This is a genomic window from Gemmobacter lanyuensis (assembly GCF_014652355.1).
Lineage (GTDB): Bacteria > Pseudomonadota > Alphaproteobacteria > Rhodobacterales > Rhodobacteraceae > Gemmobacter > Gemmobacter lanyuensis.
On record NZ_BMYQ01000008.1, the window covers coordinates 80,328 to 94,338 of the forward strand.

Genomic DNA, 14,011 nt, shown 5'->3' on the forward strand with positions numbered 1-14,011 from the left:
AGGCCCGGGAATGACGATGATCTCTGCCTTCGAGGCCTTTGAAAAGGGCTGGAGCGCAGGCCAGAACCAACTGGTCTACGCCCGCCTTGCCGCCGATCTGGACACGCCGGTCAGCCTGATGCTGAAACTGGCCGAGGCCCGCGCCGATACCTTCATTCTGGAAAGCGTCACCGGCGGCGAGCTGCGCGGCCGCTATTCGGTCGTGGGCATGAAGCCCGACCTGATCTGGCGTTGCCGTGGCACGCAGTCGGAAATCAACCGCGAGGCGCGTTTTGATCCTGCTGCATTCCAGCCGCTGGATGGGCACCCGCTGGAAACGCTGCGCGCCCTGCTGGCCGAATGCCGGATCAAGATGCCGGAAGACTTGCCCCCCATCGCGGCGGGTCTCTTCGGGTTCCTCGGCTATGACATGATCCGGCTGGTCGAACATCTGCCGGATGTGAACCCCGATCCGCTGGGCCTGCCCGATGCGGTGCTGATGCGGCCCTCGGTCGTGGCGGTGCTGGACGGGGTCAAGGGCGAGGTGACGGTCGTGTCGCCCGCTTGGGTCGGCTCGGGCCTGTCGGCGCGGGCGGCCTATGCCCAAGCGGCCGAGCGCGTGATGGACGCCCTGCGCGATCTGGACCGGTCGCCCCCGACCGCGACCCGTGATCTGGGCGAGGTCGCGCCTGTGGGCGATGCGGTGTCGAACTTCACGCATGAGGGCTACAAGGCCGCGGTCGAGAAGGCCAAGGACTATATCCGCGCGGGTGACATCTTTCAGGTCGTGCCGTCGCAACGCTGGACGCAGGACTTCCCCCTGCCGCCCTTTGCCTTCTACCGCAGCCTGCGGCGCACCAACCCCTCGCCCTTCATGTTCTTCTTCAACTTCGGCGGCTATCAGGTCGTGGGCGCCAGCCCCGAAATCCTCGTGCGCCTGCGCGAGGGTGAGGTGACGATCCGCCCCATCGCCGGCACCCGCAAGCGCGGCGCCACACCGGATGAGGACAAGGCGCTGGAGCTGGACCTGCTGGCCGACAAGAAAGAGCTGGCCGAACATCTGATGCTGCTCGATCTGGGCCGCAATGATGTGGGCCGCGTGGCAAAGATCGGCACCGTGAAGCCGACCGAGAAGTTCATTATCGAACGCTACAGCCACGTCATGCACATCGTCTCGAACGTGGTGGGTGAGCTGGCCGAGGGGCAGGATGCCCTGTCGGCCCTGCTGGCGGGGCTGCCTGCAGGCACGGTGTCGGGGGCGCCCAAAGTCCGCGCGATGGAGATCATCGACGAGCTGGAACCCGAAAAGCGCGGCGTCTATGGCGGCGGCGTGGGCTATTTCGCCGCCAACGGCGAGATGGACTTCTGCATCGCGCTACGCACGGCCGTTCTGAAGGACGAAAAGCTTTATATTCAGGCCGGGGGCGGCGTCGTCTATGACAGCGACCCCGAAGCGGAATATCAGGAGACGGTCAACAAGTCGCGCGCCCTGCGCCGCGCCGCCGAAGATGCGGGCCTGTTTGCGCGCCGCGGCAACTGACGCCCCCTGCCCCATTTGCCAAAGGCCCCGCCCCGGTGATCCCGAGGCGGGGCTTTTTCATTGGCTCTCAGTCCAGCTTGCGGAGATAGGTCCAGGTCGGCACCCGCGCATTGCGCGCCACCGAGAATGTCTCGGCATCGCCGAGATACTGGAAGCCCGCATTGGTGAGGACACGGGCCGAGCCCGGGTTGTCCTGGAACACCTCGGCAAAGATGGTGCGGTTTTTCTGGGGGTTGGCCGTGACCAGGGCGCGCACGGCCTCGGACGCGAAGCCCGCATTCCAGAAGGCCGGGGCCACCCAATAGCCGATCTCGCTCTGGTCGCGGTTGAACTGGGCCTCATCCATGCGCTTGAGGCTGATCACCCCCAGCACCTCGGCCAGGCCCTGCATGGACCCGTCGATGACCCAGACATCCTCATTTCCCTGCCGGGCCATGGCCCGCGTCACGAAGTTCTCGGCGGCCCCCGGCGGAAGCGGATGCGGGATCGAGCGGGTCGCCTCGGCCACGCGGCGGTCGCCCGCGTACATGGCAAAAAGACCGGCGTCGGATTTTCGGACAGGGCGCAGGACAAAACGGCCCGCAGTAATCATACCATCAACCATCTGGCCAAACCCGGCCACCCCGGCGAAATCCCGATCCTTCTCGATCACATCCAACTTCATCGCTTCCCTCCTTGAAAGCGCGGCATCCCGCGGGACACCGTCTTACGCACGTGCCCCATCTGCAAGATGGGGGTTCTTCACGGTTTGCCAACATCATACGGCCGAACCATGACCAATTTGTCATCGACGACAAAAGAGCCTTCCGACCTGTGCCTTGGTCGGCGCGCAAACCCGGCAAAAGGCAGCCGGACTCCGCATTCGGGGCGATGGACGCTTGCAGCCAGTGGGAGGGGCCCGCTTCGGACCGATCCATGGCGCAACTGCCGTTGCCCGGGATCCGGTCCCCTGTTCCGTCTGCCCTGCGGTGCCTTGGGCCAGAACGGAGTTGGGGGACCGGCTTTCGCCGATCCCCCTTTTTACAGTTACCCTGTAGGGTTTTCGGCTTATTCAGCAGCTTCCGCGACCGGAAGGACCGAAATGAAGGTGCGACCCTTCAGGCCCTTCTTGAACGACACCTTGCCTTCGACGGTTGCGAAGATGGTGTGATCGGTGCCCATGCCGACGCCTTCACCCGGGAACCAGGTGGTGCCGCGCTGACGCACGATGATGTTGCCCGGAATGGCGGCCTGGCCACCATAGAGCTTCACGCCGAGACGACGACCGGCCGAGTCGCGGCCGTTGCGGGAAGAACCGCCTGCCTTTTTGTGTGCCATGGGGAGTTACTCCTTATTCAGCAGCTTTGGCAGCAGCGCCGCCATTGTGGGCTGCACGACGCGCATCGGCGGTGCCGACGGCCGGAGCCACGCCCGACTTTTCCGCACCCGAAGCCAGCACTTCGGTCACGCGCAGCAGGGTCAGCTGCTGACGGTGGCCCTTGGTGCGCTGCGAGCTGTGCTTGCGGCGACGCTTGACGTAGTGGATGACCTTCTCGCCCTTGATCTGGGCGATCACTTCGGCCTGCACGGCAGCGCCGGCAACGGTCGGAGCGCCAACGGTCACGGACTCGCCGCCAACCATCAGGATCTCGTTGAACTGGACTTTGTCACCAGCATTGGCAGCGAGCTTTTCAACGCGCAGGATGTCACCAGCCTGCACTTTGTACTGCTTGCCGCCCGTTTTGAGGACCGCGAACATGGGTCTTTCCTTCCAAGGTTTCCGCGTCCTGTGGCCCCTTTCGGTGTTGCCGGGTTTCCCCGCCTCGGACAGCGCGCCCCACGGGGGGACGTTGTAAACAGAAATACCCGGACAGACTCGGGGCCTGAACCGGGATGGCTGCTTATCAGGAATCGGGCCCTGTCTGTCAAGACCGAACTCCCCGCCCTGCGGCCCGGACGGATCAGATATCCTGCCCCTGCACCATCAGGGCCGTGGCGCGGCCCAGCTCGCGGCTGATGCGGACAAAGCTGGTGTCGAAAGCCGCAAACAGCGCCGCGTTCAGATCGCGCCCGGCGGGGGATTCCGAAAAGCTCTGGTAGGCCTGCAGCTCCTCATCCGACAGCGGCTGATAGGCCAGCGCGAGATAGGGCCAGAGCCAGTCCTCGGCATCGTTGCGGACCTGCTCCTCTTGCGACCAGACCTCGGAAAGCATGTCCTCTTCGGACATTTCGCCCCCCAGCGCACCGCCGCTGGCCATGCCCTGATAGAAGGCGAAATTGGCATTCAAGGCCCCCATCACATTCATCTCGATCAGGTCATTGACCTTGGCAAAGCGGCGCAGCGCCTCAAGCCGGGGGCTGTTTTCGGCTTCCATCTTCTCAAAGGCCTTGCGGGCCGTTTCTTCGATCACCGGGTCCAGCAGGGCGCGGCGCGCCTCAAGCTCCAGCCCGATGATCTTCCTCCCCGTTTCAGACGCGAAGAAATCGGCGGCGGCGCTCGCCACCCCGGGCTTGACGGCAAGCTCTTTCGCCAGCCGGGCGGTAAATTCCTCATGCATCCGGGCCGGGTCATAGATGCGTGTCACCGTGGCCTGCCATTCGGCACCGCCCTTGCCGGGGAACATCTCGTCACGCAGCTGCTTGCCGTAGTCCTGCCCCTCGGCCTGCATGATCGCCAGGACATCGTGGATCTGCATGGCCTCGGTCAGGGCACGCAGGTCTTGCGTCAGCGCGGCCACCTGCCCCGCCCCGGCCTGTTCTGCCCGAACCGGCAAGGACATGGGTCCGAAAGCCACAAGACCCGCCAGCACCAGCACACCGATCCGTGTTACCCTGGCCATGCGCATTCTCCACCAACCGCGGGCCCGATGTGGCCCTGCCCTGACAGCTAATGCCTGCCCGCCCGCTTGCCAAGAACGAAGCCCCACCCGGTCATGCACAGCCGCGTGACCGGGGCGGCCGACCGCCGACCGCGGGGGGAGCTCTCTGCCATCCGCCCCTCTCTGCAGCCGCAACCCCGTTGATCGCGATCAGGAAATTGGCTGCGCAGCCAAGGATATAAGCCCCCGCCGCGCCACGGCTTTCGCTTTCCGCCACAAGAGTAGCAACTTTTTGCAAAAGGGGGCTTGCACCCCCCCGAAAGCTTCGTTACATCCCCGCTTCAAGAAGACCCCTGACGCGGAGAGGTGGCAGAGTGGTCGAATGCGGCGGTCTCGAAAACCGTTGTCGGTTTGCGCCGACCCAGGGTTCGAATCCCTGTCTCTCCGCCATTTACACCAAATAACCCGACTACCCCCGGCGCCTAGACAGGCGAACCCGGGCTTTTTGCATTGGGTCCTGCCGCAAGCGGATCCGGCCCCTGCAGGGGCCGGAGAAGGGGTCAGCGCGGTTGGGCTTGGGACAGGGTTTCGACCAGGCTGGCCATGTCGGCGGGCAACGGGGCCTCGAACTGCAGCTCTTCGCCGGTGACGGGGTGAACAAAGCCCAGCGTCGCCGCGTGCAGCGCCTGACGGGGGAAGGTATTGGCGGCCTCGGCTGCCCCCTCACCCACGGATTTCGGCGCCACGCGGCGCTTGCCGCCATAGGTCTGATCCCCGATCAGACCATGCCCCGCATGGGCCATATGCACACGGATCTGATGGGTGCGGCCGGTTTCCAGCCAGCATTCCACAAGGCTTGCCACGGCGGGCGTGCCGTAGCTTTCCAGCACGCGGACGCGGGTCACGGCATGGCGGCCCTCGTTCCAGACCACGGCCTGACGCTGGCGGTCGGTCTTGTGGCGCGCAAGATTGGTGGCGATCCGCAGGATGCCGCCGTTTTCAAAGCTGACGCCCCGCACCCCGCGCAACCGCGGATCAGCGGCCGAGGGCATGCCATGCACCAGCGCCAGGTAATGGCGGTTCACGGTATGGCGTTCGAACTGCGCGGCCAGGCCGTGATGGGCACGGTCGCTTTTGGCGACAACCAGCAGCCCCGAGGTATCCTTGTCGATCCGGTGCACGATCCCCGGCCGCTTTTCCCCGCCCACGCCCGACAGCGTATCCCCGCAATGCCAGAGCAGCGCATTGACCAGCGTGCCGGTGTAAGACCCCGGCGCCGGATGAACGACCATGCCCACCGGCTTGTTCACCACGATCAGATCGGCGTCCTCCCAGATCACCTCAAGCGGGATGTTCTCGGCCAGCGTATCGACATCGGCAGCCTGCCCGACGATCAGCTCATAGACCTCACCTTCCGCGACGCGGGCCTTGGGGTCGGTCACGGGCTGGCCCGCCTTGCGGACATCGCCCGCCGCGATCATCTTCATCAGACGCGAGCGCGAGAGCGACGCCTCCTCTGGCACCTCGCGCACAAGCGCCTTATCAAGACGGTCCGGCGGGTCTTCGCCGATCACAACGCGCAGGATGCCTTCGGGCAGATCATCGTCATCGGGGGACAGGGACATGGATGAGACCTCGGAACAGCTGGAGCTTCCGCCCTCGCTGCGCTGGCTGAAATGGCTGGTGACGGCGCTGACCGCCACGTTGATCCTGGGCGTCATAACCATCGTGGGGCTGCTTGTCACGCGGCTGCCCACCTCGACCGCGCCGGAATGGCCGGAAAATCTTGCCCTGCCCGCAGGCGTCACGCCCGAGGCGATCACCCGCGGCAAGGACTGGATCGGGGTGGTGGGCAAGGATGGGCAGATCTACATCTTTGACACGTCGGGCAAACTGACCCGGCAGATCGCCATTGCGCCCTGACCGCTAGCCCAGCACTTTGGCGAAATAGACACGGTCAAAGCCGTTCTCCACCCCCCGCCCAGTTTCCCGATAGCCGAGATGGGGATAAAGGCCTAGGTTCGCGGCCATCTTGGCGTTGGTGTAAAGCCGCACCTCGGGCAGCGCCTGCGCGCGGGCCAGGGTCTCGCAATGCGCAATCAGCAGGCGGCCCAGCCCCTGCCCCACAGCCCTTGGATGCACGGCCACGCTTTCCAGCAACATATGGTCCGCCCGCGGCACACAGACGACATACCCCTGCGGCATCCCCTGCACATCTTCGGCCACCGACACCTGCCCAGCCGCGATCTGGGCCGGAAAATCGGCATCCATCGGCGCGGGGCGACGGCCGATCTCGGGCACATAGCGGGCATAGGCAGCCTCGGCGCAGGCCCGCAGGAAGGCCGCATCTGCGGGCCGGGCAAGGCGGATCATCGGGGTCCTCAAACTGGTTTCGCGGCAGCAAAGCACAGGCGGGCGCCCGCGCCAATCGGCAAAACCGACCTGCCGCCGTCGCGGATGGCATTGCCGGGGCGGACAGGGCGGTCCAGCATATGATCAAATCAGACCAAGGGGAGCCGGGGATGCTGGAACGTTTCGGGGCGCGCGATGCGACGGATCTGGCGGCGCTGATCGCGCGGGGCGAGGTGACCGCGGAAGAGGCGCTGGAAAGCTCGATCACCGCGGCCGAGGCCATCAACCCGCAGATCAATGCGGTGGTCCTGCCGCAGATCGACACCGCCGCACGCAATCTGAAGGCGGGCCTGCCGCGCGGCCCCTTTCGGGGGGTGCCTTTCCTGATCAAGGATCTGGGGTGCGAGGCGGTGGATTTCCCCTCGCACAACGGCTCGCGGCTGCTGGCGGACACGCGCTACGGGCAGGATAGCGCGATTTTTGACCGCATCCGCGCCACCGGCGTCGTCACCTGGGGGCGCACCACCAGCCCCGAAGGCGGGATCGGCGCCGCGACCGAGGCGGCGGTTTACGGCGGCCCCACGCGCAACCCCTGGAACCTGGATCACACACCGGGCGGATCTTCGGGCGGGGCCGGGGCGGCGGTGGCCGCGGGGATCGTGCCCTTTGCCCATGGATCGGACGGGGGCGGATCGGTCCGCATCCCGGCATCCTGCTGCGGGCTGTTCGGGTTCAAACCCACGCGGGCGCGTTTGCCCGATGGCCCCTATGTCGGCGAGGGCTGGGCGGGCATGGCGATTGACGGCTTCCTGACCCGGTCGGTGCGGGATACGGCGGTGATACTGGATGCCTGCGCCGGGGCCGATCCGGGTGCGCCCTACCATGCCCCGCCCTTGGCGCGCAGCCATGCGGATGCGATCAGCCGCCCCCCGCGCCGCCTGCGGGTGATGCTGGTGGAAACAACCTTCACCGGCGCGCCGATCCACCCCGAGGTGCGCGCGGTGGTGCAGGCCGCGGCGCGGTTGCTGGAGGGGCTTGGCCATGTTGTCGCCCCCGGCCTGCCCGCCGCCGATGTGCCGATGATGATGCGCGCCTGGACCGATATCGTTGGCATCGGCACGGCCCTTGGCATCCGCAAGGCGCTGAAGGGCCGCCCCCTGACCGCGGATCTGGTCGAGGGCGTCGGCCGCGGTGCCTGCGCCCATGCCGAAACCCTGCATCCGACCCGTTATCTTGAGGCCGTGGGCCAGATCCACACCTTTGGCCGCCAGATGGCCGCCGCCTTCGCGGGGGTGGACATCATTCTGTCGGCCACGCTGGCCGAACCGCCCGCCACCATCGGCCGCTTTGATCACCGCACCGAGGATTACGTGGGATATCGCACCGGCCCCGGCGGGATCTTCGAATATTCCCCCTTCTGCGCCGTCTTCAACGCGAGCGGACAGCCTGCGGCCTCTCTCCCCCTGGGGTTCAGCAGCATGGGCCTGCCCATCGGCGTGCATCTGGCCGCGCCCTTTGGCGCGGATGAGGAGTTGATCGCCCTTTGTGCAGAAGTTGAGAAATGTGGCGATTGGCTGGCGCGAAAACCGCCGCACCGGGTGAAATGACTTGCGCCACGCAGCGAAGTCGCAAAATATGATCAAAAAATCAGATCATCATCAGGGACGGGAATGGGTGTGAGCGAAATTGCCATCGAGGCCCGCAATGCCGTGAAGGCCTTTGGTCAGGGCGCCGCCGCCGTGCGGGCGCTCGACGATGTATCGGTGCAGATCCGCAAGGGCGAGTTCTTTACGCTGCTGGGGCCTTCAGGCTGCGGCAAGACCACGCTGCTGCGGCTGATCGCGGGGTTTGAATCGCCCACCTCGGGGCAGATCCTGCTGGATGGGCAGGATATCACCAACCTGCCACCAAACCGCCGCCCGGTGAATACGGTGTTCCAAAGCTATGCGCTGTTTCCACATCTGACGGTGGCGCAGAATGTGGGCTTCGGCCTGCAGATGCAGGGCAAACCCAAGGCCGAGGTCGAAGAGACCGCGCGTCGGATGCTGGCCCTCGTCCGGCTTGAGGCGATGGCCGATCGCAAGACGAGCCAATTGTCGGGCGGGCAACAGCAGCGTGTCGCGCTGGCCCGTGCGCTGGCGCCCAAGCCCAAGGTTCTGTTGCTGGATGAACCGCTCTCGGCGCTGGATCTGAAGCTGCGGAAAGAAATGCAGGTCGAACTCAAGCGGCTGCAGACCGAAACCGGCATCACCTTCGTCTTCGTCACCCATGATCAGGAAGAAGCCCTGACCATGAGCGACCGCATCGGCGTGATGAGCGCGGGCAAGATCCAGCAGATCGGCGCGCCGCGCGACATCTACACCCGCCCCGTCAACCGCTTTGTCGCAAGCTTCATCGGCGAGACGAATTTCCTGCCCGCCACCCTTCAGGGTGCCGCCGCCCGTCTGGGCACCGGCGATCTGGTCGAACTGACCGATCCGCCCACCCGCAGCGGCACCGTCACCCTGACCGTCCGTCCCGAACAGGTCCGGCTGGCCGAAAGCGGGATTGCGGCGACCATCGCCTCCTGGGTCTATTTCGGCACCGATACCCATGTGCATCTGGCGCTGCGCGACGGGACCGAGGTCGTGGCCCGCCTGCAAAGCAACCCCAGCGGCGAAACCGGGCTGACGCAGGGGGCAGAGGTGCATCTGCGGTTTGCCCCCGGCGCCGTGCAGGTTCTGGGGGACTGAGCCATGAGCCTTGAAGACGACGCTCGCGCCCGAAACGTCAGGTCTGCCTGGGCGCTTTCAGCCCCGGCGCTTCTGATCCTTCTGCTGGCGGCGGCGGGGCCCTTGCTGATCGTGGCGGTCTATTCCTTCCTCAGCCCCGGCAAATACGGGAATGTCGAATGGGTCTTCAGCCTGGATGGCTGGCGCGGCATCCTGTTCACTAAGGATATCTTTGACGACACGCTGAAGCTGGCCGATGCCCATCTGACGATCTTCTGGCGGTCGGTGAAGTTGTCGCTGCTGACGACTGGCATCACTTTTCTGGTGGGGTTTCCAACCGCCTGGTTCATAGCCACGCGGCCCCCGCGGGCCCGGGCCTTCTGGCTGTTCCTGATCACCATTCCCTTCTGGACCAACCTCCTGATCCGCACCTTCGCCATCAATGAGGTGATCCGCAACGAGGGGCTGTTCAACACGGTGATGATCAAGCTGGGCCTCTTCGACACGCCGCTGCGGATCATCAATACCGATGCGGCGGTGCTGATGGGGATGACCTATGTCTATCTGCCGCTGATGGTGCTGCCGCTGTTTGCGGCGATCGACCGCTTCGACATGCGGCTTCTGGAGGCGGGCTATGACCTTTATGCCAGCCGCTGGCAGGTGCTGCGCCGGGTGATCCTGCCCATTGTGAAACCGGGGATCATCGCGGGGTCGATCCTCGTCTTCGTGCCCTCGCTGGGGGCCTATGTCACGCCGCGCGTGTTGGGCGGCGGCAAGAACATGATGATCGGCAATTTCATCGAGCTGCAGTTCGGACAGGGCCGCAACTGGCCTCTGGGCGCGGCGCTGTCGATGACGCTGCTGATCGTGGTGATGGCGGCGCTGCTGATCTATGTGCGCGCGGCAAACAAGGGGGGCAATGGCCATGGCTGATGCAAGCTTCCAGCCGAGCCGGATTCCGGGCTTTGCCACCGTCGCGGTGCTGGCCTTTGTCTGCCTCTACCTGCCGATCTTCACGCTGGTGGCCTATGCCTTCAACGCCGGCACCTCGATCGCCGTGTGGGAGGGTGTGTCGCTGCATTGGTTCGCCCGTGCCTGGGAAAATGAGGCCGTGAAATCCGCGACGCTGCGGTCACTTCTGATCGCGACCACGGCTTCGGCGGTGTCCACGGCGGTGGCGACGCTGGCCGCCCTTGGCACCACCCGCCGCGCAGCCTATCACGGGCAGACCTTCATCTATGTGCTGATCAACCAGCCCCTCATGGTGCCGGAAATCGTAACGGCGGTGGCGCTGATGATCTTCTTCGGCGTCATCAAGCAATGGACCGGCTATCAGGGGCTTGGCTATCTGATCCTGGCGCATACGGCCTTCTGCATTCCCTTTGCCTATCTGCCGATCCGCGCGCGGCTGGAGGGGATGGACCTCAGCCTTGAAACCGCGGCCTCGGATCTTTACGCAAGCAACTGGCAGACCTTCCGCCATGTCACCCTGCCCCTGCTGGCACCGGGTATCCTTGCGGGCGCCATGCTGGCCTTCGTCATCAGCCTTGATGATGTCGTGATCACCGAATTCGTGAAATCAGGCGGGCAGGATACCCTGCCCACCTATATGCTGGGCCAGATGCGCCGGGCCATCACGCCCGAGGTCAATGCGATCTCGACCGGGTTGCTGGGGCTGACCGTGATCCTCTTGACGGCCTTCTTCCTGCTGACGCGCAAGAAGGGCTGAAACTTTCCCCCAAAAGCCACCAAGACCAAGAACCAACAGGAGCGTAAGACGATGAAGACCTTTCTGACGGCGACAGCGATCCTTCTGGCCGGAACGAGCCTTGCCTCGGCCGAGGGACAGCTGCAGCTTTACAACTGGGGCAATTACACCAGCCCCGAACTGCTGGCGAAATTCGAGAAGGAAACGGGGATCAAGGTCACCGTCACCGATTACGACAGCAACGATACCGCGCTGGCCAAGATCGAAGCCGGCGGACATGGCTTTGACCTGGTGGTGCCTTCGGCCAATTACGTGCCGATCTGGGTGGAAAAGGGTCTGATCGTAGAACTCGATCAGTCGAAGCTGCCCAATCACAAGAACATCGCTCCGGAATGGATGGATGTGGCCTGGGACCCGGGCCGCAAATTCTCGATCCCGTGGCAGTGGGGCTCGACCGGGATTGCCGTAAACACCAAGGTCTATGGCGGCGACATCAACACCGCCGAAGTATTCCTGAATGTGCCCGATGAGCTGAAAGGCAAGATCAACGTCGTCCCCGAGATGAATGACGTGGTGTCGATGGCCGTGATGTGGGCCGGGGGTGAGCCCTGCACCGAAGATACCGAGGTGCTGAAGAAGGCCCGCGATGCGCTGATTGCGGCCAAGCCCGACTGGATCAGCATGGATTACGGCGCGACCGAGAAGCTGTCGAACAACGACTGGGCGGCCAGTGTGAACTGGAACGGATCCTCGATGCGCGCCCGCGTGGCGAACCCGGATGTGGCCTATGGCTATCCGCGCGAAGGCTATCCGCTGTTCATGGATTCGGTCGCGTTGCTGAAGGATGCCCAGAACGTCGAGGAAGCCTACAAGTTCCTCGATTTCATCATGGTGCCGGAAAATGCCGCGATGATTTCGGCCTTCGCGCGCTATGCCAATGGCATCGCCGGGTCCGAGGCCTTCATGCCCGAAGACATGAAGACCGCGCCCGAGGTGGTGATCCCGGAAGAGTTCAAGGCGGCGGGGCATTTCCTGCCGACCTGTTCGGGCAAGGCGCAGGACTATGTGACGGCGATCTGGACCGAGCTGCAGAAATAAGCGCCTGTGGCACGGTCGCGCGGGGGGCTGTCTGCCCCCCGCACCCCCCGAGGATATTTGCAGACAGAAAATGGAAGCAGGCATGGCGCTGACCGATCTGAGTGCCACGGAGTTGTCGCGGCGGATTGCGGCGCGGGAGGTGAAGCCCTCGGAGGTGATGGAGGCGCATCTGGCGCGGGTGGCCGCAGTGAATGGCGCGGTCAATGCGGTGGTCAGCCTGCGGGATGCCGATGAGTTGATGGCCGAGGCGCGGGCGGCGGATGAGGCGCCGCGGCGGGGCTGGCTGCACGGGATTCCGGTGGCGGTGAAGGATCTGGTGGCGGTGCGCGGACTGCGGACGACCTGGGGATCGCCACTTTATGCCGATCATGTGCCCGGGACGGATGATCTGATTGCCACGCGGATGCGGGCGGCGGGGGCGATTTTCACCGGCAAAACCAATACGCCCGAATGGGGGCATGGGTCCCACAGTTTCAATCCGGTCTTCGGGGTGACGCGCAACCCCTACGATCTGGCGCGGACGGCGGGGGGATCTTCGGGCGGGGCTGCGGCGGCGCTGGCGGCACGGATGGTCTGGGTCGCGGATGGCAGCGACATGATGGGGTCGCTGCGGAACCCGGCCGCCTTCTGCAATGTCTATGGGTTTCGCCCCAGTTATGGCTTGGTGCCCAGCGATGCGGTGGGCGATACTTTCATGGCGACGCTGGCCACCGAAGGTCCGATGGCGCGCAATGTTGAGGATCTCGCGCGGTTTCTGGAGGTACTGGCGGGCGAGAATCCCGAGGTGCCGTTTGGCCGGGCGGGGGAGCCGTTTGCCGCGCGGCTGGAGATGGATTTGCGCGGCAAGCGCATCGGCTGGCTGGGGGACTGGGGCGGTGCCTTTGGCTGCGCGCCGGGGATTTTGGAGCGCTGCGAGGCGGGGCTGCGGGTGCTGAATGATCTCGGGGCCGAGGTGGTGCCGGTGGCGCCCCCCTTCCCCGCAGAAAAGCTCTGGCAGGCCTGGTTGACCTTGCGGGCCTTTCTGAACGCGGGCGCGAAGGGGGCGCTTTATGCCGATCCTGCGAAGCGCACCCTGCTGAAGCCCGAGACGCAATGGGAGATCGAACAGGGGCTGCGCGTGACCGCCGCCGAGGTGCATGAGGCGAGCGTGATCCGGTCGCGCTGGTATGCGCGGGCGGCCAAGCTGTTCCGCAGCCATGATGCGCTGGTGATGCCTGCGGCGCAGGTCTGGCCCTTTGCCGCGGATCTGCGCTGGCCCACGCAGATCGGCGCGCGGGCGATGGACACTTATCACCGCTGGATGGAGGTCGTTGTGCCCGTGAGCCTGATCGGCTTGCCGTCACTGGCCCTGCCTTGCGGGTTCGGGCCGCAGGGTCTGCCGATGGGGATGCAGCTGATCGGGCCTTTCGGGGCGGATGCGCGGGTGCTGGCCATGGGGCAGCAGTACCATCTGGCGACCGACTGGCCGGGGCGTCAGCCGCCGGGGATCTGATCCGGGGTCGGATCGGGCGGGGTATCGGCGGCGATGCCGGGCTGCAGATCGCGGGGCGCACGCACCACGGCGCGGCCGGTTTCAAGCCGCACCTGGCACAGGCCGTTGCTTTGCCCTTCGATCATGCCCGCCTGACCCAGATCCTGCAGATGCACCAGAAGACCCGGTTCGCAGCTGACAACCGGCAGGGCCATGGCAGGCATCGGCAAAAGCAGGAGAAAAAGGTAACGCAAGGCGGCCTCAGGGGTTGTGCGAAGGGCCTATCTGCCAGCAATCGGCGGAAAGGGCCAGAGGCGGCAAGCCGCTTGCCCCGGGGCTTGGCTTCGGACTATG

General features: G+C 65.2%; 15 protein-coding genes and 1 tRNA gene. 9 read left to right on the forward strand and 7 right to left on the reverse strand.

Going from position 1 to position 14,011, the window contains the following annotated elements; all coding sequences use genetic code 11:
- Positions 1-10: 10 nt before the first annotated feature.
- Positions 11-1,519 (forward strand): anthranilate synthase component I, encoded by a 1,509-nt coding sequence (gene trpE / locus IE101_RS13205; RefSeq protein ID WP_189634322.1) that lies wholly within the window; start codon positions 11-13, stop codon positions 1,517-1,519.
- A 67-nt stretch (positions 1,520-1,586) separates the two neighbouring features.
- On the opposite strand, the gene IE101_RS13210 is transcribed toward trpE, so the two are convergent.
- The 4 genes from IE101_RS13210 to IE101_RS13225 all read right to left on the reverse strand — a co-directional run bounded on the left by IE101_RS13210 (position 1,587) and on the right by IE101_RS13225 (position 4,338).
- Entirely contained in the window at positions 1,587-2,123 is a 537-nt protein-coding gene (locus IE101_RS13210) for a GNAT family N-acetyltransferase (protein WP_189634391.1), read from the reverse strand.
- Positions 2,124-2,566: 443 nt separating this feature from the next.
- The gene (gene rpmA, locus IE101_RS13215) at positions 2,567-2,836 is read right to left on the reverse strand and encodes a 50S ribosomal protein L27 (protein WP_146285497.1); all 270 of its coding nucleotides are present in this window, start codon (positions 2,834-2,836) and stop codon (positions 2,567-2,569) included.
- Between the two features lie 13 nt (positions 2,837-2,849).
- Positions 2,850-3,257: a 50S ribosomal protein L21 gene (gene rplU / locus IE101_RS13220; RefSeq protein WP_189634323.1), complete on the reverse strand. Its 408-nt coding sequence runs from the start codon at positions 3,255-3,257 to the stop codon at positions 2,850-2,852.
- A 202-nt stretch (positions 3,258-3,459) separates the two neighbouring features.
- Positions 3,460-4,338 carry a DUF2059 domain-containing protein gene (locus IE101_RS13225; RefSeq protein WP_189634324.1) on the reverse strand — a complete coding sequence of 293 codons (879 nt, stop codon included), beginning with the start codon at positions 4,336-4,338 and terminating at the stop codon, positions 3,460-3,462.
- Positions 4,339-4,677: 339 nt separating this feature from the next.
- Here IE101_RS13225 and IE101_RS13230 point away from each other — a divergent pair.
- Positions 4,678-4,767, forward strand: a tRNA-Ser gene (locus tag IE101_RS13230).
- 110 nt (positions 4,768-4,877) lie between these two features.
- Here IE101_RS13230 and IE101_RS13235 read toward each other — a convergent pair.
- The gene (locus IE101_RS13235; protein WP_189634325.1) at positions 4,878-5,942 is read right to left on the reverse strand and encodes an RluA family pseudouridine synthase; all 1,065 of its coding nucleotides are present in this window, start codon (positions 5,940-5,942) and stop codon (positions 4,878-4,880) included.
- Between IE101_RS13235 and IE101_RS13240 the strand changes: the two genes are divergently transcribed.
- On the forward strand, positions 5,941-6,240 hold the full coding sequence (locus IE101_RS13240; RefSeq protein WP_189634326.1) for a DUF6476 family protein: 300 nt from the start codon (positions 5,941-5,943) through the stop codon (positions 6,238-6,240). The genes IE101_RS13235 and IE101_RS13240 overlap by 2 nt on opposite strands.
- Positions 6,241-6,243: 3 nt before the next feature.
- Here the strand turns inward: IE101_RS13240 and IE101_RS13245 are convergent, their stop codons facing one another.
- The gene (locus IE101_RS13245; protein ID WP_189634327.1) at positions 6,244-6,690 is read right to left on the reverse strand and encodes a GNAT family N-acetyltransferase; all 447 of its coding nucleotides are present in this window, start codon (positions 6,688-6,690) and stop codon (positions 6,244-6,246) included.
- A gap of 149 nt (positions 6,691-6,839) precedes the next feature.
- Between IE101_RS13245 and IE101_RS13250 the strand changes: the two genes are divergently transcribed.
- The 6 genes from IE101_RS13250 (at position 6,840) to IE101_RS13275 (ending at position 13,678) form a co-directional block, all read left to right on the forward strand.
- Positions 6,840-8,276 carry an amidase gene (locus tag IE101_RS13250; protein WP_189634328.1) on the forward strand — a complete coding sequence of 479 codons (1,437 nt, stop codon included), beginning with the start codon at positions 6,840-6,842 and terminating at the stop codon, positions 8,274-8,276.
- 63 nt (positions 8,277-8,339) lie between these two features.
- On the forward strand, positions 8,340-9,401 hold the full coding sequence (locus IE101_RS13255; RefSeq protein ID WP_373296121.1) for an ABC transporter ATP-binding protein: 1,062 nt from the start codon (positions 8,340-8,342) through the stop codon (positions 9,399-9,401).
- A gap of 3 nt (positions 9,402-9,404) precedes the next feature.
- Complete coding sequence (locus IE101_RS13260) at positions 9,405-10,313, forward strand: ABC transporter permease (protein ID WP_189634329.1); 909 nt, start codon at positions 9,405-9,407, stop codon at positions 10,311-10,313.
- Positions 10,306-11,109: an ABC transporter permease gene (locus IE101_RS13265; protein ID WP_189634330.1), complete on the forward strand. Its 804-nt coding sequence runs from the start codon at positions 10,306-10,308 to the stop codon at positions 11,107-11,109. The genes IE101_RS13260 and IE101_RS13265 overlap by 8 nt, the downstream gene beginning before the upstream one ends.
- 51 nt (positions 11,110-11,160) lie before the next feature.
- A complete protein-coding gene (locus tag IE101_RS13270) occupies positions 11,161-12,186 on the forward strand; it encodes an ABC transporter substrate-binding protein (protein WP_189634331.1) in 1,026 nt (341 codons plus the stop codon).
- Positions 12,187-12,268: 82 nt separating this feature from the next.
- A complete protein-coding gene (locus tag IE101_RS13275; protein WP_229804172.1) occupies positions 12,269-13,678 on the forward strand; it encodes an amidase in 1,410 nt (469 codons plus the stop codon).
- Here IE101_RS13275 and IE101_RS13280 read toward each other — a convergent pair.
- Positions 13,660-13,911 carry a hypothetical protein gene (locus tag IE101_RS13280; RefSeq protein WP_189634333.1) on the reverse strand — a complete coding sequence of 84 codons (252 nt, stop codon included), beginning with the start codon at positions 13,909-13,911 and terminating at the stop codon, positions 13,660-13,662. The two genes, IE101_RS13275 and IE101_RS13280, sit on opposite strands and share 19 nt — an antisense overlap.
- Positions 13,912-14,011: the final 100 nt, after the last annotated feature.

Coding starts and splice junctions, on each gene's coding strand:
- trpE (WP_189634322.1), top strand. CDS start 11: ATGACGATGATCTCTGCCTTCGAGGCCTTTGAAAAGGGCTGGAGCGCA.
- IE101_RS13210 (WP_189634391.1), bottom strand. CDS start 2,123: ATGGTTGATGGTATGATTACTGCGGGCCGTTTTGTCCTGCGCCCTGTC.
- rpmA (WP_146285497.1), bottom strand. CDS start 2,836: ATGGCACACAAAAAGGCAGGCGGTTCTTCCCGCAACGGCCGCGACTCG.
- rplU (WP_189634323.1), bottom strand. CDS start 3,257: ATGTTCGCGGTCCTCAAAACGGGCGGCAAGCAGTACAAAGTGCAGGCT.
- IE101_RS13225 (WP_189634324.1), bottom strand. CDS start 4,338: ATGGCCAGGGTAACACGGATCGGTGTGCTGGTGCTGGCGGGTCTTGTG.
- IE101_RS13240 (WP_189634326.1), top strand. CDS start 5,941: ATGGATGAGACCTCGGAACAGCTGGAGCTTCCGCCCTCGCTGCGCTGG.
- IE101_RS13235 (WP_189634325.1), bottom strand. CDS start 5,942: ATGTCCCTGTCCCCCGATGACGATGATCTGCCCGAAGGCATCCTGCGC.
- IE101_RS13245 (WP_189634327.1), bottom strand. CDS start 6,690: ATGATCCGCCTTGCCCGGCCCGCAGATGCGGCCTTCCTGCGGGCCTGC.
- IE101_RS13250 (WP_189634328.1), top strand. CDS start 6,840: ATGCTGGAACGTTTCGGGGCGCGCGATGCGACGGATCTGGCGGCGCTG.
- IE101_RS13255 (WP_373296121.1), top strand. CDS start 8,340: ATGGGTGTGAGCGAAATTGCCATCGAGGCCCGCAATGCCGTGAAGGCC.
- IE101_RS13260 (WP_189634329.1), top strand. CDS start 9,405: ATGAGCCTTGAAGACGACGCTCGCGCCCGAAACGTCAGGTCTGCCTGG.
- IE101_RS13265 (WP_189634330.1), top strand. CDS start 10,306: ATGGCTGATGCAAGCTTCCAGCCGAGCCGGATTCCGGGCTTTGCCACC.
- IE101_RS13270 (WP_189634331.1), top strand. CDS start 11,161: ATGAAGACCTTTCTGACGGCGACAGCGATCCTTCTGGCCGGAACGAGC.
- IE101_RS13275 (WP_229804172.1), top strand. CDS start 12,269: ATGGCGCTGACCGATCTGAGTGCCACGGAGTTGTCGCGGCGGATTGCG.